We start from the raw sequence: 22,299 nt of genomic DNA, 5'->3' as shown, positions 1-22,299 counted from the left end.
GAGATAAATACATATTATATTATACTAGGAGGTGGAGAAAATGTTTAGAAAAATAAATAAAGCAAGTTTTTACTATGGTTTTCCAGTTGTATTAATGACGACTAAAAATAACCAAGATAATATTACTGTTATTAGTTCGACATGGACATTAGGAAAGTATGTCGTATTGGGTTTAAGTATTAATAGTCAAGGATTTTTAAATATTCAAAATGGTAGTGATGTAACTTTAAATTTAGCTAATTCACAATTATGGCAAAATGTAGAAGCAATCGCTAAAACAACAGGCTGCATAGATGTACCCGTATATAAACAACAAGCAGGCTATGTATTTTGTGAAGATAAGTTTACATTAGGAAGATTTACTAAATTAGTTGGTGAAACGGTAGATACAGTAAGAATTAAAGAATGCCCTATTCATATAGAAACAAAGGTCAAATCAATTATGATAAAATCAGGTTTTGCGATTATAGAGTGTGAAATACATAATATTTTTGTTAATGAAACTATTTTATATGATGATACATATATAGATGTTGAAAAATGGCAACCACTAATTTATAAATTTAGAGAATATACTACAACTCATCAATCATTGGGTGTTAATTTTCGTTTTGAAGAATATAAATCATCTTTTTAAAATTTATATGTATCAATATTTGTAGGCGTTTGTATTTTTTGTTATGATTAAATGTATAACAATTAATGAATGGAGTATTTGTCGTGAAAAAACAATATCGCATAAAAAAAGAAAAAGATATTGCACAAATGTTTAAACAAGGAAAATCATGTGCAAATCGTCATTTTATTATTTATCGATTAAATAAACAACAATCTCACTTTCGTCTAGGCTTATCAGTAAGTAAAAAATTAGGTAATGCGGTCGTGAGAAATAAAGTTAAACGATACATAAGAGAAGTCTTCAATCAATTAGAAGATGATATTTTAAATGAATATGATATAATGGTAATAGCACGTCAAGGTGTTGAACAGTATGATTTTGTTCCATTTAAAAAATCGTTAAAACATGGATTGAAACTTGCAAAATTATTACACCGTCAAGAATAGATGGTAAGGAAGGTATGATATAAAATGACACAGAAAATCTTTAAAGGTGCAACAGTTAGTGAAGCGGTAGCACGAGGGTTGACTTATTTTAATTTAACTGAAGACGAAGTTAAAGTAGATGTTAAAGATGCAGGGTCTAAAGGTTTTTTAGGTTTTGGTAAACGTCAAGCAAGTGTCGAAATTACAGTGTTAAAATCATTAGTTACTCGTCATAAACAAACTACACAAGATCCGATGCCAGTTATTGAAAAAGTAGAAAAAGAAAATGTAATAGTTGAACCGCTTTTAAAGCCAGTTGAAAAAAAAGAGCAAGTCATAGATAAACAAGCAAGTATTGATGTTGTAATGGATTATTTAAAAAATATTGCACAAGATATGAATATTAATGATTTAACAATTGATGTAAACGCAATGCATCCCAATCTTAAATTAGAATTACATACTGAAGAAGCTGGTCGTTTAATAGGTAAAAGAGGGAATACATTAAATGCTTTACAACAATTAGCTCAAATTGTTTATATGAATCATTTAAAACAGTTTTCAATGGTAGAATTAGATATTGAAGGCTATAGAGAATTACGTGCACAAGCACTAGAAGAACTTGCACTTAATATGGCTAAAAAAGCAAAACATTTTGGTAAACCTATTAAATTAGAGCCCATGCCCTCTCATGAACGAAAAATTGTACATAAAGCTTTAGTTAATATCGCAAATATTTCCACGCATTCGGAAGGTAAAGAACCTTATCGTTATTTAGTAATAAAGGTAGATTAAATGAAAGTATTATTAACCACTGACTTATATTTACCAGTCATTAATGGCGTGGTAAGTTCAATTGTTACTTTGAAAGAAGAATTAGAAGTACAAGGTCACGAAGTGAAAATTTTAACTTTATCAAATTCTAGTAAATCGTACTATAAAGATAATGTCTATTACTTAAAATCTATTCCATTTAATATTTATCCAGATGTACGTTTACCTATTACGTACTTGGATAAATATTTAAATGAATTGATTGACTGGCATCCAGATATTATTCATAGTCATTGTGAATTTTTTAGTTTTATTTTTGCGAAACGTATTCATAAAAAAACAGGTGCACCATTGGTGCATACTTATCATACTTTATACGAACAATATGTTCAATATATTATGAAAATAGGTAAAATAAGTGAAAAAATGGTTGCGACAATGAGTAATTATGTTTTAAGAGATATGGATATGATTATTGTACCGACCAACAAAGTTAAATTACAATTAGAAGAGTATGGTGTACATAAAAAAATAGCGATTGTACCTACGGGTATTGATTTGACACAATATAGTCAACAGTTATCGAATGAAGCGCGTCAATTATTATTAGAACATCATCAATTGCCAAAAGATTGTAAGATTTTTTTAAGTGCTTGTAGACTAGGATATGAAAAAAATGTTGCAGAAAGTATTCAGCATTTTTATGAATTACTGCAGAAAACAGAAAACATTTTTTTATTAATTGTTGGTGATGGGCCAGCTCGAGAGTTGTTAGAAACGCAAGTTAAATCATTAGATATAGTTGATAAAGTTTGTTTTACTGGATTTATTCCACGTCAAAAAATGTGGCAATATTATCAATTAGGTGATATTTTCTTAAGTGCTTCAACGAGTGAAACACAGGGCTTAACATATATCGAAGCACTAGCGAGTGGTCTACCCCTACTATGTAAAAAAGATCATTGTTTAGATGAAGTGATATTTAGCGGTAAAAATGGTTATCAATATACATCAAGCGAACAATTTTTATTATATGCATTAACATTGTTAAATAATAAAAAAGTATGTCAAGATAGTTATCAATTTAATTGTCAGTATCGTAGTAAGTTTTCTAAACAAGTATTTGGTGAAAATATTATTAAAATTTATCAGGAAGCGATAAATATGATTAAATAAAGGGGTGTACTAACTTTTTAGTCACTCTCTTTTATATGAAAGGAGTTAGGATATGGAGTTTGATACAATTGCAGCAATATCAACGCCAAGAGGAGAAGGTGCAATAGGTATTGTAAGGTTAAGTGGTGATGAAGCGGTAGCGATTGTAGATAAGTTTTTTCAAAAACCTAATCGTCAATTATTAGCTGATTGTCAAAGCCATACAATACATTATGGTCATTTAGTTGATCCAGCAACAAATCAAATTATTGAAGAAGTAATGGTTTCTTTAATGTTGGCACCTAGAACATATACGAAAGAAAATGTTGTAGAAATTAATTGTCATGGTGGTATTATGACGATTAATAAAGTGTTAGAACTAGCTTTAACTTATGGTGCTAGATTATCTGAACCGGGTGAATTTACTAAACGTGCATTTTTAAATGGTCGTATTGATTTATCTCAAGCAGAAGGTATTATGGATTTTATTCGTTCTAAAACAGAGCGTGCACAACAAATTGCGATGTCACAAATGGAAGGACGTTTAAGTACTTTAATACAAACTTTACGCCAAGATATTTTACAAGTTCTAGCACAAGTAGAAGTTAATATTGATTATCCAGAATATGATGATGTAGAAGAAGCAACGACAGAATTTTTGTTAACTGTTGCACATCGTGTAGAAAAAGAAATTGATAAATTATTATTAACGAGTCAGCAAGGTAAAATTATGCGTGATGGTTTAGCAACAGCAATAATTGGACGTCCAAATGTTGGGAAGTCATCTTTATTAAATAATTTATTACAAGAAAACAAGGCCATTGTTACTGATATTGCTGGAACAACACGTGACGTTTTAGAAGAATATGTTAATGTGCGTGGTGTACCACTAAGATTGATTGATACGGCCGGTATTCGTGAAACAGAAGATGTTGTTGAAAAAATAGGTGTTGAACGTTCACATAAAGCCTTACAACAAGCAGATTTAGTGTTATTTGTATTAAATAATAATGAATCTTTAATCGAAGCAGACAAGCAACTTTTTGCATTAACACAAAATAAGGATGTCATTATTATTGTTAATAAGCAAGATTTAGAGAATCATCTAGATTTAGCACAAGTAAGAGAAATGATTGGAGAACATCCTTTGATTACAACATCAATGACACAACAACAAGGTATTGATGAATTAGAACAATTGATTGCCGATTTATTTTTTGCAGGTGATATCGAACAACAAGATGCGACATATGTTTCAAATAGTCGCCATATTGCTTTATTAAAACAAGCCAAAACATCTATGCAAGAAGCGGTAAAAACAGCAGAAATGGGTATGCCCATAGATATGGTACAAATTGATTTAGTTAAAGCTTGGGAACTATTAGGTGAAGTTATAGGTGAAGAAGTCAGTGATGCCCTATTAAATCAATTATTCTCACAATTTTGTTTAGGTAAATAGTAAAACCAGCTAGGCACATGTTACCTAGCTGATTTTTTATTGAGATTTGATAATTTTTCTTAATTCAAATTCAACTTTATTGTCATCAATATACTTATCTCCTTGTTTTGTAAAATGATAATCAACTTTTTTTATGGATTGTCCTGAGCTGTCATCAAATAATTCAAGTTTTAAAGTGTAGTTGCCATTTTCTTCGATGATGTCGTTAACTGTATATAAACCTTGCAAATAATAGTCTGCCAGTTGAGGTTTATTGTCAGCTGTATAAGTAGTGATATTATCATTTTCAATATTAATATGTTTATCATCCCAATCTGGATAATAAATACGTACATCACTATGGCCATATAATTGAGAATGACCGTTAAAATAATGCCCTTGTAGCGTAGATTGAGATTGGCAAGCTGTTAATAATGTCAGTAAACAAAGGGCGATTAATTTTTTCACATAGATCCCTCCTATTGAGTCAAAATATACGATAAGGTTATATATCTAATATATACTTAGAAATGTGATTAATCAATATTTTTGTCAGATTTTTCAGATATTTTAAATAACAATACACCTATAATAAATAAATAACTAACAAGTATATCACCGTCAGAACGAAATATAGATTTATCAAATAAGCAATAGATTGAAATTAGAAAAGCACATACAATGAATATTACCCCTATTTTTTATTTGTCATTAGTGTTTCCTTATATTACCGCACTTTGTTTGCTGTATCTTTCAAAAAAGGCACATTTTTTCAAAATGTTTTTTTGCAAGAGCTACTCTTTGTTTTTTGTTCAAACAAATCTTGATCCAAAAGTAGCATACTTAGTGGAACAATCGATTTATCAGAGAAAAATCGACATTTTTATGATGAAATTATAAATTTTGAAAAGGATTAAATATGGAAAAAATTTTATAAAATATGTTGATAAATATTTAGATATATATATCATTATATTATATAAGTGTAATAAATGCTTTCAAAAAATTATTTTATCAAATATCCCTAATATGGTTAAAATGTTAAACTGAGAAGTTAGATAGAATTTATTGGTGAAGCAGATAGATATGTAAGAGGTGATAAATATGTTTAAAAAACGTCAAGAAAAAAGAGATGAGTTTATGGCATATATTCGTAATATTTATAATAATGATGATTTGAATTTAAGTAATAATTTAAAAGAAGCGTTAGTAAAATGTGCCAAAGGTATTGAAAATCGAGACAGAATAAGTTATCTAGCTTATCATTTATATCCTAGTGTTATTGGTGAGTTAACAAGAGATGATTTAAAACAATCTGTTGAATTATTAAATTTCAAAAAATATTTAGAAAAAAAGAAATGGTACTATACTATAGGTGCTGTGACAATTACGAGATAAATGTAAGATTGTGGAAAAGATAGGACGTGAGTGTTCTATCTTTTTTATTATAATTAATATTGCGATTTTGTTGAAATGCAGGGTGTTTCTGACTATAATAAAAAAGAATTAAATAAATTGTGGTGAAAGCACAAGAGTGACTGTCTGATTAGACAGTGACTTGTTGTGTTTTTTTGATAATGAAAATAATCTGGAGGAAAATAAGATGAATGAATTTGACTATGATGTCATTGTCGTTGGTGCTGGTCATGCTGGTGTTGAAGCTGGTTTAGCATCAGCTCGTAAAGGTGCCAAAACTTTAATGTTAACAATTAATGTAGATGCGGTCGCATTTATGCCTTGTAATCCATCGGTTGGTGGACCAGCAAAAGGAATTGTTGTGCGTGAAATTGACGCATTGGGTGGACAAATGGGTAAAACAATAGATAGAACGCATATTCAAATGCGTATGTTAAATACAGCAAAAGGTCCAGCAGTGCGTGCATTACGTGCACAAGCTGATAAAAAAGAATATGAACAAATGATGAAACAAGTGATTGAAGATGAACCTAATTTACATATTCTACAAGGTATGGTGCAAAAATTAATTGTAGAAGATAATCAAGTAACAGGTGTATTAACGCAATTAGGTACGAAGTTTAATGCAAAGGCAGTGATTTTAACAACAGGAACTTTTTTACGTGGTGAAATTATTGTTGGTGATTTGAAATATTCGAGCGGGCCTAATCATCAACAACCGTCTATTAGCTTAGCTGAAAATTTAGAAGAATTAGGTTTTGAAGTAGTTAGATTTAAAACTGGGACACCACCACGTGTGAATGGTGATTCAATTGATTACAGTAAAACAGAAATTCAACCTGGGGATGAAGTGCCACGTGCATTTAGTTATGAAACAACTGAATTTATTATGGATCAATTGCCATGTTGGTTAACTTATACTAATGAAGGTACGCATAAGATTATTGATGATAATTTACATCTGTCAGCGATGTATTCAGGTATGATTAAAGGAACTGGTCCACGTTATTGCCCTTCTATTGAAGATAAATATGTACGTTTCAATGATAAATCACGTCATCAATTATTTCTTGAGCCAGAAGGACGTCATACTAAAGAAGTTTATGTGCAAGGTTTATCAACTTCATTACCTGAACATGTACAACGTCAAATGTTAAAATCTATTGCGGGACTTGAAAATGTTGATTTAATGCGTCCAGGTTATGCAATTGAGTATGATGCAGTTGTACCTACGCAATTATGGCCAACATTAGAAACAAAATTAATTAAAAACTTGTATACAGCAGGTCAAATTAATGGAACGAGTGGTTATGAAGAAGCTGCGGGTCAAGGGTTAATGGCAGGTATTAATGCAGCTGCACGTGTGTTAGAACAGCCTGAATTAGTATTAAGTCGTAGTGAAGCTTATATCGGGGTGTTAATTGATGATTTAGTAACAAAAGGCACGAATGAGCCTTATCGTTTATTAACATCACGTGCTGAACATCGTTTATTATTACGTCATGATAATGCTGATTTACGTTTAACTGATATTGGTTATCAAATTGGTTTAATTTCACAAGAACGTTATCAACATTTTGTAAATAAACGTCAACAAATTGAAGATGAAATTTTACGTTTGTCGGAAATGCGTATTCGCCCTACTGCACATACACAAAGTGTGATAGAAAGTAAAGGCGGTGCATTATTAAAGGACGGTATTTTGGCAGTTGAATTATTACGTCGTCCTGAAATGACGTATCAAGATATTATTTCTATTTTAGAAGAAGAGATAGTTGTTTCTGATGAAGTTGCTGAACAAATTGAAATTCAAGTCAAATATGAAGGTTATATTAAAAAATCTTTACAACAAGTGGAAAAATTAAAAAAATTAGAGAATAAACGTATTCCTGACAATATTGATTATGATGCTATTCACTCATTAGCTTTAGAAGCACGTGAAAAATTAAAAAAAGTACGTCCTTTATCTATTGCGCAAGCATCACGTATTTCTGGTGTTAACCCAGCAGATATTTCTATTTTATTAGTTTATTTAGAACAAGGTAAGATTGCGAAAGTAGCAGGTGAAATACATGAATAAAGCACAATTTATTGAATTATTAAAACAACATGGTTATGAATTATCAGCTTATCAATTAACTCAATTAGATACTTACTTTCAGTTGTTAGTAGAATGGAATGAAAAAATTAATTTAACAGCGATTACTGATGAAGCTGGCGTTTATTTAAAACATTTTTATGATTCAATGTCATTGGCTTTTTACTATGATTTATCTAAGGTGGATAAATTATGTGATGTTGGTGCAGGTGCTGGTTTTCCAAGTATTCCTTTAAAAATATTGTACCCTCATTTACAAATAACAATTATTGATTCTTTGAATAAACGTATTAAGTTTTTAGAACATTTAGCAGAAGCGTTAAAATTGGAACAAATGACTTTTGTTCACGCTCGAGCTGAAGAAGCGGGAAAAAATAAATTGTATCGTGAACAATTTGAGGTTGTAACAGCACGTGCGGTTGCACGTATGAGCGTATTAAGTGAGTTGTGTTTACCATTAGTTAAACTTGGAGGGCAATTTGTAGCATTAAAAGCGCAACAAACACAAGATGAATTACAAGAAGGCACAAAAGCAATTACGACTTTAGGTGGTAAATTAGTAAAAATTGAAGATTTTATTTTACCAATTGAACAAGCAGAACGTCATATCGTTATTATAGATAAACGTAAACAAACACCAAATAAATATCCGCGAAAACCAGGTACACCAAATAAAGAACCTATTATTTAATAGGTTCTTTATTTTTATTATAATATATAAATTCTAGACTATTTTATGAATATGATTTAGTTTAATTAGTTTTTAATTGAATAGTCAGTTAATCAAAAGTTGATACGGCTCGATTTAAATTCTTGATTGCAGCTCAAGGTACTATGTGGTATTATATAAACGACGATAGAAAACGATTTCATTTTTTAAAGGAGTCATAAAATGGATATTCAAACAAAAGTAATAGAACAAGTTAATGATGAAGCGATTACACAAATAAAACTAATTAATGATTTAGGTGTTGAGGTACACATTTTGACATTAGGTGCAACTTGGCAAGCTTTATTAGTTCCACAAGCAAATGGTCAATTTAAAAATATAGTACTAGGACACGAGAAACCTAGTCAATATAATATGAATGGTATTTGTGCAGGACAATCTATTGGGCGTGTTGCAGGTAGAATTAAAGAAGGTAAAATTGTGGTAGAGAATCACATTTATCAATTAGATCAAAATAATAATGGTCATTGTTTACACGGTGGTACTCAAGGTTTTCATCGTCAGAATTGGCAATATCAAACTTTTGCAACAACTGATAAAGTATGTGTCACATTATTTTACAAAGCAGAGCAAAGCAAAGATAAGTTTCCAGGAGATATGATAATAAGCGTGACGTATCGTTGGGATAATCAAAATTGTTTAAAAGTAAGTTACAAAGCAACAGATATTACAAAAACTACGCTATTTAATCCTACAAATCATGTCTATTTTAATTTAGGAGATAGCGATGATTTATCACATCATTCATTATTTATTGCATCAAATCATTATCTTGAAACAACGAGTGAGTTAATTCCAACAGGGAAATTATTATCAGTAGAAAATACACCTTATGATTTTCGTCAATCTAAAAATTTGATGGAAGCTATTAAAATAACAGGTGGATTAGATGATGCCTTTATTGTAAATACAGACCAAATGATTGCCAAATTAGTAGATGAAAAAAGTGGAGATGCAGTTGCCATGTATTCGCAACGTAATGGTTTAGTGGTCTATAGCTTTAATTTTCCAGAAAATCATGTGTATTTTAGTCGTAGTCAAGGTCGTGTTAATCAAAAACATGAAGGTGTGGCATTAGAAGCACAAACATTGCCCGATGCTATTCATCATGAACATTTCGGGAATATCTTGGTACATCCAGATCAACAAGTGACGCATACTATTAAATATCAATTTGATTTAAAATCATTGGAGGATTTATAAATGAATACAATAGAATTAAAACAAGCTTTTACAACTATTTTTAATGAACAAGCAGAGGCAATATTCTTTTCACCAGGACGTATTAATTTAATTGGTGAACATACTGATTATAATGGTGGGCATGTATTTCCAGCTGCGATTACTCTAGGTACATATGCTGCAACAAGAAGACGTGCAGATAAAACTATTCGTTTGTATTCTGCTAATTTTGAATCATTGGGTATTATTGAATTAACACTTGATTCTCTTGAGTATGATGCTAAAGATCATTGGACAAATTATGTTAAAGGTATGTTATTATTTCTTCGACAAGCCGGTCATAAAATAGAACATGGTTTTGACGTATATATTTATGGTAATATTCCTAATGGTTCGGGGTTATCATCCTCTGCTTCTTTAGAATTATTAGTAGGTATTATTGCAGAAGAATTATATGATTTAGAATTAACAAGATTAGATTTAATTAAAATTGGTAAACAAACAGAAAATGATTTTATTGGTGTGAATTCAGGCATTATGGATCAATTTGCTATTGGTATGGGTGCTGATAATCATGCGATTTATTTAAATACTAATACTTTGTCATATCAGTTAGTTCCTCTTGATTTACAAGATAATGTTATTGTAATTATGAATACAAATAAACGTCGTGAATTAGTGGATTCGAAATACAATGAACGTCGTTCAGAATGTGAACAAGCCGTAAAAGAATTAAATGAGGAAATAACTATTGATACTTTAGGGCAATTAACTGCACAACAATTTGATGAATATGCGTATTTAATTAAAGATCGTAATCGTCTTAAACGTGCACGTCATGCTGTTTTAGAAAACGAAAGAACATTGCATGCTGTTGAAGCATTGAAAATAGGTGATTTAAACAAATTAGGTCGTCTAATGAATGCATCTCATGTATCATTAGAACATGATTATGAAGTTACAGGTGACGAACTAGACACATTAGTTCATACAGCATGGCAACAAGAAGGTGTTTTAGGTGCGCGTATGACAGGTGCTGGTTTTGGTGGATGTGCTATCGCAATTGTTCAGCGTGATAAAGTTAAACAATTTATGGCTAATGTAGAGCAAATATATATTGAAAAAATTGGTTATGCACCAAGTTTTTATATTGCAGAAGTTGCTGGGGGTTCACGTGTGTTATCAAACTAATGTTTTAGAATCATTCGTTAATCAAATTATTGAACATAGTGACTATCAACCTGTAGATAAAAACTATTTGATGAATCGCATCATGCATTTAGTAGGGAATGTGGAGCATGATCATATTGTTTCAAATCACAATATGATTGATTTAAAAGATGAATTAGTAACTATTGCTGTGAATAATGGTGTATGCAAAGACACATTATCAGCTAAATCACATTTAGGTGCAGAATTAATGAATTTTATTACACCTATTCCAAGTAAACTTAATCAACAATTTTGGGAAACCTATAAACAAAATCCAATACAAGCAATTAAAAATTTTCATGAATTATCACAAAAAAATGATTATATTAAAGTGGCAGATGTTGCAAAAAATATTGAATTTAAAGTACCAACCAAATACGGTGATTTAGAAATTACAATAAATTTATCTAAACCAGAAAAAGATCCGAAAGAGATTGCGGCAGCTAAATTAGCAAGCAATACAGAATATCCACAATGTATGTTGTGTATGGAAAATGAAGGGTATCAAGGGCGTCTAGGTTATCCAGCACGCACCAATCATCGCATTATTCGGATGAAGCTAAGTGGAGAAAGTTGGGGATTTCAATATTCACCCTATGCTTATTTTAATGAACATTGTATTTTTTTAAATGAAGCGCATGTACCAATGATAATTAATCAAACGACATTTAAAAATTTGTTGAGAATTGTCGATATTTTTCCAGGTTATTTTGCAGGTTCAAATTCTGATTTACCTATTGTTGGGGGTTCTATTTTAACACATAATCATTATCAAGGTGGTAAACATGTATTTCCGATGGAAAGCGCACCTTATGATATAAAGTTTACTTTTAAAGGGTATGAAGATATACAAGCTGGTATTGTCAAGTGGCCAATGTCAGTGATTCGTTTAACAGGTAATCAACCTCAGCGTTTAATTGAATTAGCCGAAACAATTCGTTTAGCTTGGCGTGATTATTCTGATGAAGTAGTAGATATTATCGCATACACAAAAGAAACACCGCATCACACGGTAACTCCTATTGCACGTAAACGTGGTGAACAATTTGAGCTGGATATTGTATTGCGTGATAATCATATATCAGAAATGTATCCAGATGGTGTTTATCACCCACATCAAGATGTGCATCATATAAAAAAAGAAAATATTGGATTAATTGAAGTTATGGGATTAGCGATTTTACCTCCGCGTTTAGCAACAGAATTACAAGAGGTCGAAAAATTTTTATTAGATCAACCAAATGAAATAGCTGAATATCATTTGGCATGGGCAGAAAAAATTAAACAGAGTAATCATGATTTTAAAGATGTTAAGCATATTATTCAACAAGAATTAGGATATGTTTTTATACGTGTTTTAGAAGATGCGGGTGTTTATAAACGTGATGAACAAGGACAACAAGCTTTTAGAAGATTTATTGATAGTATAGGTGTGAATGAAATGTAAGAAAAATGATTGTATAATTTAAAGTGCTGATGATTTTGTCATTAGCACTTTAAATTATAATTTTTAAAAATGATGAATATTAGTTGATGCTTTACTTATCGTTTTTTTAAACGAAATAGTGAATTGATTGAAGGAAAGAGTGAGCCTATAAGCATAGGAAGAAAATTAATTTTATATAAGGTTAGGCTTAGAAAAACGATGAATAAAATGATAACCCATGGATTTAATGTCATTGTGATTTCATCATTATTTGTGATTTCTAGTTCATTTGATTTGAAAAATTTATGTCGGATTTGTAAGGTTTGTGATTGTTGTGGTAAATCTAATGTGATTTGTTTGTCATTTATATGACAGTTGAATTTATCATTAATAAAAATATCAAAATGATGAGAAATATTTGTATTGATATGAAGTAAAGTCATAATAGCAACCTCCTTTTAGCTTGTGAATTGTAAGATATTTGAATAAGGTGCAATGCGTAATTGAAAGCCATACTTCCAAGTAATTAGAATAGAGATAAAAAGTAAGAAAAAACTAATTATGCCACAATACATCAGTAGAATAAATAAACCCCATAATAGATAAACCCCAGGATGAATAGTAACAAATACGGTATCTTGATCTTGCACAGTAATTGTTTGCGAATTTATAAAACGATGAGTGATTTGTAAAGTATTATGTTGATGAGGTACATTGACAATACATGTTTTACGTTTTTTCATGCTGTCAGTATGTATATTATTAATCATAATATCAAAATTATTAAAGAGTGGCAGTGAATAATTTACTTGAATTTTATACATGAAATCAACTCCTTACCACTATTTTACCATATTAAGTAAGCGATTTCTAATTAGAAATAAGTTTAATTGACTTTATCTAGATAATAGCAATCTCACCAAAAAAATGTTAAACTTAGACCTTAAGATATAAAAATGAGGTGCTTGTAATGAAGCAGTTGTTTAAACAGATGATCTTGATAATTATTGCTTTGATAATCGGTTTAATTATTAATCAATTACTGTTTACGGATTATTTATTAACCTATATTTATGTGCCACAAGGCTATATGTCAAGTTATTTTTATTTAAGCTGGCTTGGTTTAGCACTAATGATATACAGTTTTTTACATTATATAATTTCAGGTTATTTACCCGTAGTTGTTTTTACTATGCTAGTTATTTGTTACTGGATTTTAATGATCGGTTTATTATTTTTTAAAACAAAAAATACACAAGGTATTAATTTAGATTTTATAACGTATATGAGATATGCATTATTTGATAAGATGACTATGTTAATTGCAGTGCTTAATATTATTATGTTCATTCCATTAGGCATGCATATGAGATATTTTAAAATGGGTTGTTTTAGATCAATCTTTATCAGTACTTTTATTTTAATGATTATTGAAGTGATTCAATTTATTTTTAGAGTAGGTATATTTGATATAGGTGATGTGATATTGAATATGTTAGGTATTGTTATGGGTTATTTATTACCTATCTATTTTCATTATCAATATTATTGTATTAAAATTAAGTTAGGTTATTCATCTTGACATTTAAAGTGCTTTTCATAATAATCAAGATAAGTAGTTAAGTGTAGTCCAACAGCGATCATCTCGGGTAGGAATAAGTGATTTTTTAACGAAAATTATTCCTACCCTTTTAGTCTATTTAGGAGGAAACAATGAAGAATAAAAAACGTGTGGTGGTTAAAATTGGGAGTAGTTCATTAACGACGATAGACGGACAAATTAATCATCAAAAATTAGAAGAACATACAAAAGCAATTTATAAAATGCGTGAAGCAGGTCATGAAGTAATTTTAGTTTCTAGTGGTGCTGTGGCAGCGGGGTTTGGTGCTTTAGGATTTGAAGAACGTCCAAAAGCTTTGGCCGATAAACAAGCATGTGCGGCGATTGGTCAGAGTTTATTAATTCAACATTATATTAAACATTTTGCGCCCTATCAATTAATACCCGCACAAATTTTATTAACGAAAGCAGACTTTTTGAGTCATCAACATTTTCAAAATATATATACAACGATTAATCATTTGTTACAGTATGGTGCGATTCCAATTATTAATGAAAATGATACGGTATCAACAGATGAATTAGCTTATGGTGATAATGATGTGTTAAGTGCTTTAGTTGCAGGATTTTTACAAGCGGATAGTTTAATTATTTTAACGGATATTGATGGCTTATATGATAAAAATCCTAAAGTACATTCAGATGCTAAACGTTATCAGTTTGTGAGCGAAATTACTGAAGAATTGTATGCATTAGCAGGCGGTGCTGGTTCAAGTGTAGGGACTGGTGGTATGTATACTAAATTAAAAGCAGTTGAGAAGGCACAAAGTTTCGGTGTCGAAACATTTATTGGTTTAGGTGAAGGTGAAGATAAATTATTAGATATCATTGACGGTAAAGGTGCGGGTACTTACTTTGGTAATCATGAAAAACATATGCAAAGAAGTAAACAATGGTTAGCCCATCACGCTAAACCACAAGGTAAATTATTTATAGATAAAGGTGCTGCACTAGCTTTATGTGAGCGAGGACATAGTTTGTTACCAGTGGGTATTGTTAAGGTAGAAGGCTATTTTAAAGCTTTTGATGTTGTAGAAGTGTATAATGAAAATGAATTATTAGGACGTGGTCAAGTTGAATATAGTGCAGAACAATTAAACCAAGTCAAAGGGTTATCCAGTGATGTTGCTAAAGCTTATGCAAAAAGCCATAAAGCATCAGCTATTCATAGAGATAATTGGGTACAATTAAAATAAGGAAGAGAGATTATGAGCGAATTATTAACAAAAGCAAAAATATTAAAACAGACAAGTTATCAAATGTCACAAGTAACAACAGCACAAAAAAATGAAGCTTTAGCTTTAATTGCACAAGCTTTACTTGATAATGAAGCAACTATTTTATCAGCGAATGCACAAGATGTATTGTTAGGGCAACAAAATGGTTTATCCGCTTCATTAATAGATAGATTAACAATTAATTCACAACGATTATTAGATATAAGCCAAGCAGTTAAAAAACTAATTGATTTACCTGACCCTGTCGGTCAAATTGTCAAACAATGGACTTTACCTAATGGTTTGAAAATTACAAGACAATCTGTGCCATTAGGTGTTGTAGGTATGGTTTATGAGGCGCGTCCTAATGTAACGGTCGACGCAGCAACATTATGTTTGAAATCAAGCAATGTTGTACTATTAAGAGGAAGTACGAGTGCTAAACAGACGAATATTGCACTTGTTAAAGTTATGAAAGCAGCTTTAGCTCAATCGGCTATTTCACCAGACGCTATTCAATTATTAGAAGATACATCACGCCAAACGGCAAGTGAAATGTTTAAATTAAAAACTTACTTAGATGTTTTAATTCCAAGAGGTAGTGCTAATTTGATTCAAACGGTGATTGAACAAGCTTCTGTACCTGTCATTGAAACAGGTGCAGGTAATTGTCATGTTTATATTGATAAAGATGCACAAGAAACGATGGTTAATGAGATTATTAAAAATGCTAAAGTGCAAAGACCATCTGTTTGTAATGCAATAGAAACTGTGTTGATTCATCAAGATTATCCACATGTGGAAAGTTTAATTAAAACTTTACAAGCATGTGATGTAACGATTCATGCTGCAACAGCACTACATCAACAATATACAGAGACATTACTAGCTACTGAAGAAGATTTTGCAACAGAGTATTCTGATTTAGAAATTGCGATGACATATGTACCAACACCAGAAGCGGCAATTCATCATATTAATCAATATGGTACTAAGCATTCAGAAGCTATTATAAGTCATACAGAAGAAAATGTTGTAAAATTCTTTAGAGATGTGGATGCTGCAGTATTATATCATAATGCATCAACACGTTTTACAGACGGTGAACAATTTGGTTATGGTGCTGAAATTGGCATCAGTACTCAAAAGTTACATGCACGTGGCCCAATGGGCTTAATTGCGCTAACAACAACAAAAGAATTAGTAGAAGGAAGCGGTCAAATTAGATCATAGGAGGATAATAAAATGCCACAACAAATTATTAAATTTTGGTTTGAAGAAATTGATAGAACACAATGGTTTGCGAAATCAGATGATTTTGATAAGTTAATTGAAGAAAGATTTGGAGATTTACATCAACAGGCAACACGAGGCGAATTAGCACATTGGCGTACAACAATGGAAGGACGTTTAGCAGAAATTATTGTCTTAGATCAATTTTCACGTAATTTATACCGTGATGATGCACATGCTTTTGCTTATGATGGTATGGCATTAATTTTAGCACAAGAAGCAATTAAACAATCAGAGTTTGATTCATTATCTGCAGATTATCAAGCCTTTATTTTATTACCATTCATGCATTCAGAATCACGTGTGATTCATCAGCAAGCAGAGCAATTATTTAATCGTCCAGGATTAGAAAATAATTATCAATTTGAATTAAAACATAAAGTAATTATAGATCAATTTGGGCGTTATCCGCATAGAAATAAAGTCTTAGGGCGTGTATCAACACCAGAAGAATTGGAGTTTTTGAAAGGACATAGTGGATTTTAATGTCAAAATTATCTTTTAACGCAACACAGCTTAAAATTATTGCAGTGATCTTTATGATAATTGATCATTTACATACATATTTAAATTTTTTACCAGATTGGATCGTATTTTTTACTAGATTTGTGGCACCTTTATTTATCTTCTTATTAGTAGAAGGTTTTATTTACACGAGTAATCGTATGAACTATTTAATTAGATTATTATCTGCCAGTATTATCATGTTAATAGGAAACATGGTTATTAATATTATATTTCATCAAGTAGATGTTATGACGGGGCAACATGATGTCTTTTCATTAATACAAGGTAATAATATTTTTATGACTTTGACATTAGCTTTTGTTATCTTATGGTTATTAGAGTTAATGGGCACTAAACAAAAATTAGATAAACTACCGTATATTATTATTTTTATTATCTTAGTGAGTTTGAGTATACTTGTAGAAGGTGGACCTTATTTAATACCTTTAGCGATAATATTTTATATATATCGTCAACAACGTTCTAAATTAATGGTATGGACGGCATTATTTTGTTTATTAGTATTAATTAGTGATTTATTAGGTTTAAAATCAGCAATGTCACTAATGTCACCTTATCAATATTTCACATTTAATAGTCAATTTTTTATGATTTTAGTGATACCTTTTATTTATTGGTACAATGGTCAATTAGGTAAAATGAAAGTCATAGGTCATAAATATTTCTTCTATACAATTTATCCCCTACACTTATGGGTATTAAGAGTTTTAAGAATTATATTGAATTAATAAAAAAACCACATTTATCATATTAGATAAGTGTGGTTTTATAATTTAAAGAGTTGATGGATTGTTAATACTAGATTGAATAAAAAAATAAAGGTGTTGCTACAAATTATATATCCTTATTCTGTTTACATAAGTATACTCAAACCATAGAATAAAAATAATGTTATAATATAACTATACAAATTGAAGGAGGCTATGACATGGAAAATTTAAAAATAGACTATGGTTACTTAAATTATAAATATGTAAATGATATAAAAGTTAGAATGTCACATCACAATACAGCATTGGAAGGCAATACACTTACTTTATCTGAAACCATTTCAATTATTTTACATCAAACGTATGTTAATATGGAACAAAACAAAAATATTGATTTACGTGAGATTTATGAAGTTGTGAATTTAGGAGAAGCTTTCGACTTTATTTTAAAAAATAAAAATGAATTAAATATGTCTCATATTAAAAAAATAAATGAAATCGTTCTGGATAAATTAAACGCTAATCGTGGTTTGTTTAAAGAACATCAAAATTATATTATAGGCGCTTCATTCAATACTGCCACACCTCAGGAAACACCATATTTAATGCAACAATTAATAGATAACACAAGATATAGATTAGATCATTCTGAAGATACTCTAAGTAAAGTTGAATCAATATTAGATATGCATATTCAATTCGAACGTATTCATCCATTTGCTGATGGTAATGGTAGAACAGGAAGATTGCTAATTAATCAACTACTATATAATGAAAACCTACCATTTTTAATTATCGAGAAAAAAGATGAAGCTGAATATTTACAGTACCTAGATAAACAAGATTTGAAAGGGTTTGTAAATTTTTCATTGCCTAAAATGAGACAAGAAAAAGAAAGATTAATTTCATTTAATTTAAATCATGAAAAATACGAAAAGAAAAATAATCAGTATTAAAAAGTAATAGAAGACAGATAATTATTTGTTTACTATTACTTTTTATGATTCTATAATTTAAAGTGTTGATGATAAAACTATCAATACTTATTTTTAAATATAGTATAAAAATATTATAAAAGTTTAATTCTAACTATAGATAACATGTTATTTTAATCTTAGTATGATACAATATATTCAAAGTATTCTATTGAAAGGAAGAAAATATAATGAATAAATCCGTCTTGAATATGTATTTTCAACAATCAGGAATAGATAAAGACTATATGATTAATAAAGTACATAAAGATTTTGATAAATTCTTATTAGGTGAAAAGATACCGACATTTAATCAGTTGAAAAAAATCGCTAAAGCATTTGGTATACCTGTTGGCTTATTATTATTGTCAAAGCCAATAGAAACACCAGAACTCAAACTTAATTTCAGAACAATAGCATCTGAATATCTTAATTATCAAAGTAAAGAACTTCAAGATACTATTCAAGAAATGAAAATGAAACAAGAATTTTTACAAAGTCAAATTAGTTATGAGTTAAGTTTTATTGGTGAATTTACGATTAAAAATAATGTAGAAGAAGTTGCTAATAGTATTAGAAAAGTACTTAATTTACCAATTGATTATTATGATCATGTAAATGGCAATGAAATTTTAAATTATATGAGATTAAAAATAAATCAAGCAGGTATATTTGTTTTTTTTAATGGGAAAGTTAAAGACAATACGAAAAGATTACTAAATGTTAAAGAATTTCGTGGATTTGTATTGACTGATAAAAAGGCACCTATCATTTTTATTAATCAGAGAGATACTAAAAATGCCCAACTCTTTACTTTAGTTCATGAATTAGTGCATTTATTTATAGGTGAATCAGAAATTTTTGGGAGTCAAAATGAAGTTGATGATTATGATTTAGTCGAAACATTTGTGAATAAAGTGACTGCAGAACTACTAGTACCTAAGTATAAATTTTTAAAATTACAAAAAGATAAGAAAAGTATTAAAGAGTTGGCAAATACTTTTAAAGTTAGTGAATTTGTAATTATAAGAAGATTATTTGATAATCAATTAATTGATAAACATCAATATTTACATTTTCATCAGCAATTATTAGAGAATTATGAGAAAAATGCACAACAACAAAAATTAAAAAATACAGGTGGTAATTATAATCATAATTTAAAATTTAGAATTGATAACAATTTTTTTAAATATGTTGACAATGCATTGGAAAATGAAACAATATCGTATACAGATGCTTATCATATTATTGGTGTAGGTTATAAAGGATATAAAATATTGAAGGAGAGTAAGTAAAAATGTTTTTATTAGATAGTAATATTTATATTTCATTTTATGAAAGATATTATCCAGTTGAGATATTTCCTAGTTTTTGGGATGAATTTACGAAAATATTAAATACTCGAATAATTATTCCTAAAGTAGTTGTTGATGAAAATTATCAAAGTCAGTGGTTTGCTAAAGAATATTTGAAAAATAATTATCAAAAACAGTTATTTGATCATAAAACATGTATGAAAGAATGGGGTGAGGTGCTGGAGTATATTAGTGAAAGTTCATTTTACAATGACAAAGCTTTGTGGTCAGATAGAGGATGGGCTAACGAGCATATTGCTGATGGTTGGTTAATAGCCATAGCTAAAAATAAAGGTTATGTGATAGTGACTGATGAAATGGCTAATATAAATCTAAATTCAAATTATCCAAGCAAAAACGCCAAATTACCAGATGTTGCCAAAGCGTTTGATGTTAAGTGTATTTCTCGTTTAGACTTTTTTAGAGAAATAGGTTTAAAAATTTAAAGCTCATCATAATATAGACTAAATTAGTTGATAGTATGATGAGCTTTTATTATTTAATGTTTGATTGTGTTTTGAATGCTAACTAAAAACGAAGTTTTATCAGACTAATACTTATACTATAAGACCATTTCTTTTTCTCTAAATAGTATTTAAAGTTTGTTAATTGCGTTGAGGGTTTAAAATCAATTCTAGTTAATTCATTAATAACAGCGGGATATAAGTGATAAGCTAAAAAATTTAATTTATCTCCAGCTTCAATGCCGTGTGCACATTTAATTAATGCTTTTTTTAAATTATCGCTTAAGTTTAGAGTGTCATCATTATAGATAGTTCGAATGTGAGACATAAATTCAGCTCTTTGTTGTTGTCGTTTTTTAAACATCATTTTCACCTAATTTCTCTTTATTTGTGATAATGATAATTAGTTTATTGATTTGGTTTAATATAAAAACCTGTGACTTCCATGTCGGTAAAAGAAATGAGACGTGGATGTTGTTGATAAAATGATAAGGCTTTGTGATTACTACTGTGACTATCTGTTAATAAGAATATTTGATAAATTGTTGAGGGTAGATTATCTAAAGCTTTGTTTAATAATGTTGTACCAATACCTTGATGTTGATAATCTGGCAGAACGATAATATCTTGAATAAGTTCAACATAAGCACCGTCACCAATTGTACGAATGATACCAACTAATTGGTCATTGTCCCAAGCACTAATGACTTGATTGGCTTGATGAAGTAAAGTGGTTAAATTATTGATACGCTTAGTATAGGCTACCCAACCTACGGCACTATATAATTGTCGTAATTGATGGTCAGAAATATTTTTAATTGTTTTATAGTTAATCATATGTATTCCTCCTTTTTATAACAACGCTTACAAATATAGTCTAATTTAATCAAAAATATTTGTCAATGTTGTCATATATAATTGACAAGAAATAGTTGTTATTTTATAATATGGGTAAGTAAATAAATATTTTTTTAAAGTTTTGTGTCGTTTATATATGACAAAGAGGTGGGAATCATATGGAGAAATTAGTGAATAAATTATTTCATTATCAAGTATCGCAATTTAAAGATAGAGATGAATATCAAAAAAATATGATTTATCAAATTTATGCGAAAGCAGATATTTTAATATCTTATGTACTAAATTTCATTATGATGGCATATTTTATGTGGGATAAATATAATGGTGTCATTTCTGTTGTGCCTATTTTATTAGGACTACCTTTAATAATTAAAGAATTATATGTTCACACGATGATGAAAATGGATTGTCAACACTTATCTGAACAAAAAATATAAGGGTGTTGATACAAATTATATACTATTATTTAAATAATATTTTTTGAATTGAATAGGTGTTTCATAATTCAACCCACCATGGTAACGAACATGGTTCCACCAATTAACAAAATCAAATAGTAATAATTGAAGTTGTTCTAGTGTTTTAAAATGATGTTGATAAATAAATTCTGTTTTAAATGATTTGTAGGTTGATTCTGCAACGGCATTATCATAAGGGCAGCCTTTATGGCTAAGTGAACGTTTAATATTGAAAGTTGAAAGTAGTGTATCAATTGTTTTATTATCAAATTCTTTACCACGATCAGTATGAAATAAATGAATTTTATTAAGTGCATAAGGAATCGTTTTAAAAGCATTT

Annotated in this window: 26 protein-coding genes; 20 read left to right on the top strand and 6 right to left on the bottom strand. The window is 29.5% G+C overall.

The window, feature by feature from the left end; genetic code table 11:
* The first annotated feature begins 40 nt into the window (after positions 1 to 40).
* From AC5EAH_RS03510 to mnmE, 5 genes are all read left to right on the top strand, one after another.
* Entirely contained in the window at positions 41 to 637 is a 597-nt protein-coding gene (locus AC5EAH_RS03510; RefSeq protein WP_493493372.1) for a flavin reductase, read from the top strand.
* Between the two features lie 83 nt (positions 638 to 720).
* A complete protein-coding gene (rnpA, locus tag AC5EAH_RS03505) occupies positions 721 to 1,065 on the top strand; it encodes a ribonuclease P protein component (RefSeq protein WP_493493371.1) in 345 nt (114 codons plus the stop codon).
* Between the two features lie 24 nt (positions 1,066 to 1,089).
* The gene (gene jag / locus AC5EAH_RS03500) at positions 1,090 to 1,839 is read left to right on the top strand and encodes an RNA-binding cell elongation regulator Jag/EloR (protein WP_493493370.1); all 750 of its coding nucleotides are present in this window, start codon (positions 1,090 to 1,092) and stop codon (positions 1,837 to 1,839) included.
* Positions 1,840 to 2,994, top strand: a complete 1,155-nt coding sequence (locus AC5EAH_RS03495; protein ID WP_493493369.1) for a glycosyltransferase — start codon at positions 1,840 to 1,842, stop codon at positions 2,992 to 2,994.
* A gap of 52 nt (positions 2,995 to 3,046) precedes the next feature.
* The gene (gene mnmE / locus AC5EAH_RS03490) at positions 3,047 to 4,432 is read left to right on the top strand and encodes a tRNA uridine-5-carboxymethylaminomethyl(34) synthesis GTPase MnmE (protein WP_493493368.1); all 1,386 of its coding nucleotides are present in this window, start codon (positions 3,047 to 3,049) and stop codon (positions 4,430 to 4,432) included.
* 36 nt (positions 4,433 to 4,468) lie between these two features.
* Here mnmE and AC5EAH_RS03485 read toward each other — a convergent pair whose 3' ends face one another.
* Complete coding sequence (locus tag AC5EAH_RS03485) at positions 4,469 to 4,879, bottom strand: hypothetical protein (protein WP_493493367.1); 411 nt, start codon at positions 4,877 to 4,879, stop codon at positions 4,469 to 4,471.
* Positions 4,880 to 5,515: 636 nt separating this feature from the next.
* Between AC5EAH_RS03485 and AC5EAH_RS03480 the strand changes: the two genes are divergently transcribed.
* The 6 genes from AC5EAH_RS03480 (at position 5,516) to galT (ending at position 12,496) form a co-directional block, all read left to right on the top strand.
* Entirely contained in the window at positions 5,516 to 5,809 is a 294-nt protein-coding gene (locus tag AC5EAH_RS03480; RefSeq protein ID WP_493493366.1) for a hypothetical protein, read from the top strand.
* Positions 5,810 to 6,014: 205 nt separating this feature from the next.
* Positions 6,015 to 7,907, top strand: a complete 1,893-nt coding sequence (gene mnmG, locus AC5EAH_RS03475; protein WP_493493365.1) for a tRNA uridine-5-carboxymethylaminomethyl(34) synthesis enzyme MnmG — start codon at positions 6,015 to 6,017, stop codon at positions 7,905 to 7,907.
* Positions 7,900 to 8,616, top strand: coding sequence for a 16S rRNA (guanine(527)-N(7))-methyltransferase RsmG (rsmG, locus tag AC5EAH_RS03470; RefSeq protein WP_493493364.1), 717 nt, complete (start codon positions 7,900 to 7,902; stop codon positions 8,614 to 8,616). Before mnmG ends, rsmG begins: the two co-directional genes overlap by 8 nt.
* A 201-nt stretch (positions 8,617 to 8,817) precedes the next feature.
* The gene (locus AC5EAH_RS03465) at positions 8,818 to 9,858 is read left to right on the top strand and encodes an aldose epimerase family protein (RefSeq protein WP_493493363.1); all 1,041 of its coding nucleotides are present in this window, start codon (positions 8,818 to 8,820) and stop codon (positions 9,856 to 9,858) included.
* The gene (locus AC5EAH_RS03460) at positions 9,859 to 11,028 is read left to right on the top strand and encodes a galactokinase (RefSeq protein ID WP_493493362.1); all 1,170 of its coding nucleotides are present in this window, start codon (positions 9,859 to 9,861) and stop codon (positions 11,026 to 11,028) included. It abuts the gene before it with no gap.
* Positions 10,970 to 12,496, top strand: coding sequence for a UDP-glucose--hexose-1-phosphate uridylyltransferase (gene galT, locus AC5EAH_RS03455; RefSeq protein ID WP_493493387.1), 1,527 nt, complete (start codon positions 10,970 to 10,972; stop codon positions 12,494 to 12,496). Before AC5EAH_RS03460 ends, galT begins: the two co-directional genes overlap by 59 nt.
* Positions 12,497 to 12,591: 95 nt before the next feature.
* On the opposite strand, the gene AC5EAH_RS03450 is transcribed toward galT, so the two are convergent.
* Both AC5EAH_RS03450 and AC5EAH_RS03445 read right to left on the bottom strand, forming a co-directional pair.
* Positions 12,592 to 12,918 carry a hypothetical protein gene (locus AC5EAH_RS03450; protein WP_493493361.1) on the bottom strand — a complete coding sequence of 109 codons (327 nt, stop codon included), beginning with the start codon at positions 12,916 to 12,918 and terminating at the stop codon, positions 12,592 to 12,594.
* A 15-nt stretch (positions 12,919 to 12,933) separates the two neighbouring features.
* Positions 12,934 to 13,299, bottom strand: coding sequence for a hypothetical protein (locus AC5EAH_RS03445; protein ID WP_493493360.1), 366 nt, complete (start codon positions 13,297 to 13,299; stop codon positions 12,934 to 12,936).
* Positions 13,300 to 13,445: 146 nt separating this feature from the next.
* On the opposite strand from AC5EAH_RS03445, the gene AC5EAH_RS03440 reads away from it, so the two are divergent.
* From AC5EAH_RS03440 to AC5EAH_RS03405, 8 genes are all read left to right on the top strand, one after another.
* Positions 13,446 to 14,057, top strand: coding sequence for a VanZ family protein (locus AC5EAH_RS03440; protein WP_493493359.1), 612 nt, complete (start codon positions 13,446 to 13,448; stop codon positions 14,055 to 14,057).
* A gap of 131 nt (positions 14,058 to 14,188) precedes the next feature.
* Positions 14,189 to 15,292 carry a glutamate 5-kinase gene (proB, locus tag AC5EAH_RS03435; protein WP_493493358.1) on the top strand — a complete coding sequence of 368 codons (1,104 nt, stop codon included), beginning with the start codon at positions 14,189 to 14,191 and terminating at the stop codon, positions 15,290 to 15,292.
* Positions 15,293 to 15,304: 12 nt separating this feature from the next.
* Entirely contained in the window at positions 15,305 to 16,546 is a 1,242-nt protein-coding gene (locus AC5EAH_RS03430; RefSeq protein ID WP_493493357.1) for a glutamate-5-semialdehyde dehydrogenase, read from the top strand.
* 12 nt (positions 16,547 to 16,558) lie between these two features.
* Positions 16,559 to 17,092: a DUF924 family protein gene (locus AC5EAH_RS03425; RefSeq protein ID WP_493493356.1), complete on the top strand. Its 534-nt coding sequence runs from the start codon at positions 16,559 to 16,561 to the stop codon at positions 17,090 to 17,092.
* Complete coding sequence (locus AC5EAH_RS03420; protein WP_493493355.1) at positions 17,092 to 17,862, top strand: TraX family protein; 771 nt, start codon at positions 17,092 to 17,094, stop codon at positions 17,860 to 17,862. Before AC5EAH_RS03425 ends, AC5EAH_RS03420 begins: the two co-directional genes overlap by 1 nt.
* A 200-nt stretch (positions 17,863 to 18,062) precedes the next feature.
* A complete protein-coding gene (locus tag AC5EAH_RS03415; protein ID WP_493493354.1) occupies positions 18,063 to 18,800 on the top strand; it encodes a Fic family protein in 738 nt (245 codons plus the stop codon).
* Positions 18,801 to 19,009: 209 nt separating this feature from the next.
* Complete coding sequence (locus AC5EAH_RS03410) at positions 19,010 to 20,116, top strand: ImmA/IrrE family metallo-endopeptidase (RefSeq protein WP_493493353.1); 1,107 nt, start codon at positions 19,010 to 19,012, stop codon at positions 20,114 to 20,116.
* A 2-nt stretch (positions 20,117 to 20,118) separates the two neighbouring features.
* Positions 20,119 to 20,622 carry a DUF4411 family protein gene (locus AC5EAH_RS03405; protein WP_493493352.1) on the top strand — a complete coding sequence of 168 codons (504 nt, stop codon included), beginning with the start codon at positions 20,119 to 20,121 and terminating at the stop codon, positions 20,620 to 20,622.
* A gap of 82 nt (positions 20,623 to 20,704) precedes the next feature.
* Here AC5EAH_RS03405 and AC5EAH_RS03400 read toward each other — a convergent pair whose 3' ends face one another.
* Entirely contained in the window at positions 20,705 to 21,004 is a 300-nt protein-coding gene (locus AC5EAH_RS03400) for a hypothetical protein (RefSeq protein WP_493493351.1), read from the bottom strand.
* A 44-nt stretch (positions 21,005 to 21,048) separates the two neighbouring features.
* Positions 21,049 to 21,477, bottom strand: a complete 429-nt coding sequence (locus tag AC5EAH_RS03395) for a GNAT family N-acetyltransferase (protein ID WP_493493350.1) — start codon at positions 21,475 to 21,477, stop codon at positions 21,049 to 21,051.
* 179 nt (positions 21,478 to 21,656) lie between these two features.
* Here AC5EAH_RS03395 and AC5EAH_RS03390 point away from each other — a divergent pair, with 179 nt between their 5' ends.
* Positions 21,657 to 21,938 (top strand): hypothetical protein, encoded by a 282-nt coding sequence (locus tag AC5EAH_RS03390; protein WP_493493349.1) that lies wholly within the window; start codon positions 21,657 to 21,659, stop codon positions 21,936 to 21,938.
* 15 nt (positions 21,939 to 21,953) lie between these two features.
* Here AC5EAH_RS03390 and AC5EAH_RS03385 read toward each other — a convergent pair.
* Positions 21,954 to 22,299 (bottom strand): transposase (locus AC5EAH_RS03385; RefSeq protein WP_493493348.1); only part of this gene is annotated, 346 nt, incomplete at its 5' end.

The organism is Staphylococcus sp. B1(2026), from assembly GCF_058895785.1.
This window is presented reverse-complemented; position numbering and strand designations above follow the sequence as displayed.

Bases quoted from the DNA above. Each gene is read 5' to 3' on its own strand.
- galT (WP_493493387.1), top strand. From the start codon at position 10,970: ATGCACCAAGTTTTTATATTGCAGAAGTTGCTGGGGGTTCACGTGTGT.
- AC5EAH_RS03425 (WP_493493356.1), top strand. From the start codon at position 16,559: ATGCCACAACAAATTATTAAATTTTGGTTTGAAGAAATTGATAGAACA.
- AC5EAH_RS03510 (WP_493493372.1), top strand. From the start codon at position 41: ATGTTTAGAAAAATAAATAAAGCAAGTTTTTACTATGGTTTTCCAGTT.
- proB (WP_493493358.1), top strand. From the start codon at position 14,189: ATGAAGAATAAAAAACGTGTGGTGGTTAAAATTGGGAGTAGTTCATTA.
- mnmE (WP_493493368.1), top strand. From the start codon at position 3,047: ATGGAGTTTGATACAATTGCAGCAATATCAACGCCAAGAGGAGAAGGT.
- AC5EAH_RS03465 (WP_493493363.1), top strand. From the start codon at position 8,818: ATGGATATTCAAACAAAAGTAATAGAACAAGTTAATGATGAAGCGATT.
- AC5EAH_RS03390 (WP_493493349.1), top strand. From the start codon at position 21,657: ATGGAGAAATTAGTGAATAAATTATTTCATTATCAAGTATCGCAATTT.
- mnmG (WP_493493365.1), top strand. From the start codon at position 6,015: ATGAATGAATTTGACTATGATGTCATTGTCGTTGGTGCTGGTCATGCT.
- AC5EAH_RS03495 (WP_493493369.1), top strand. From the start codon at position 1,840: ATGAAAGTATTATTAACCACTGACTTATATTTACCAGTCATTAATGGC.
- AC5EAH_RS03460 (WP_493493362.1), top strand. From the start codon at position 9,859: ATGAATACAATAGAATTAAAACAAGCTTTTACAACTATTTTTAATGAA.
- AC5EAH_RS03430 (WP_493493357.1), top strand. From the start codon at position 15,305: ATGAGCGAATTATTAACAAAAGCAAAAATATTAAAACAGACAAGTTAT.
- AC5EAH_RS03410 (WP_493493353.1), top strand. From the start codon at position 19,010: ATGAATAAATCCGTCTTGAATATGTATTTTCAACAATCAGGAATAGAT.
- AC5EAH_RS03440 (WP_493493359.1), top strand. From the start codon at position 13,446: ATGAAGCAGTTGTTTAAACAGATGATCTTGATAATTATTGCTTTGATA.
- jag (WP_493493370.1), top strand. From the start codon at position 1,090: ATGACACAGAAAATCTTTAAAGGTGCAACAGTTAGTGAAGCGGTAGCA.
- AC5EAH_RS03445 (WP_493493360.1), bottom strand. From the start codon at position 13,299: ATGTATAAAATTCAAGTAAATTATTCACTGCCACTCTTTAATAATTTT.
- AC5EAH_RS03405 (WP_493493352.1), top strand. From the start codon at position 20,119: ATGTTTTTATTAGATAGTAATATTTATATTTCATTTTATGAAAGATAT.
- AC5EAH_RS03395 (WP_493493350.1), bottom strand. From the start codon at position 21,477: ATGATTAACTATAAAACAATTAAAAATATTTCTGACCATCAATTACGA.
- AC5EAH_RS03480 (WP_493493366.1), top strand. From the start codon at position 5,516: ATGTTTAAAAAACGTCAAGAAAAAAGAGATGAGTTTATGGCATATATT.
- AC5EAH_RS03420 (WP_493493355.1), top strand. From the start codon at position 17,092: ATGTCAAAATTATCTTTTAACGCAACACAGCTTAAAATTATTGCAGTG.
- rsmG (WP_493493364.1), top strand. From the start codon at position 7,900: ATGAATAAAGCACAATTTATTGAATTATTAAAACAACATGGTTATGAA.
- AC5EAH_RS03400 (WP_493493351.1), bottom strand. From the start codon at position 21,004: ATGTTTAAAAAACGACAACAACAAAGAGCTGAATTTATGTCTCACATT.
- AC5EAH_RS03415 (WP_493493354.1), top strand. From the start codon at position 18,063: ATGGAAAATTTAAAAATAGACTATGGTTACTTAAATTATAAATATGTA.
- AC5EAH_RS03450 (WP_493493361.1), bottom strand. From the start codon at position 12,918: ATGACTTTACTTCATATCAATACAAATATTTCTCATCATTTTGATATT.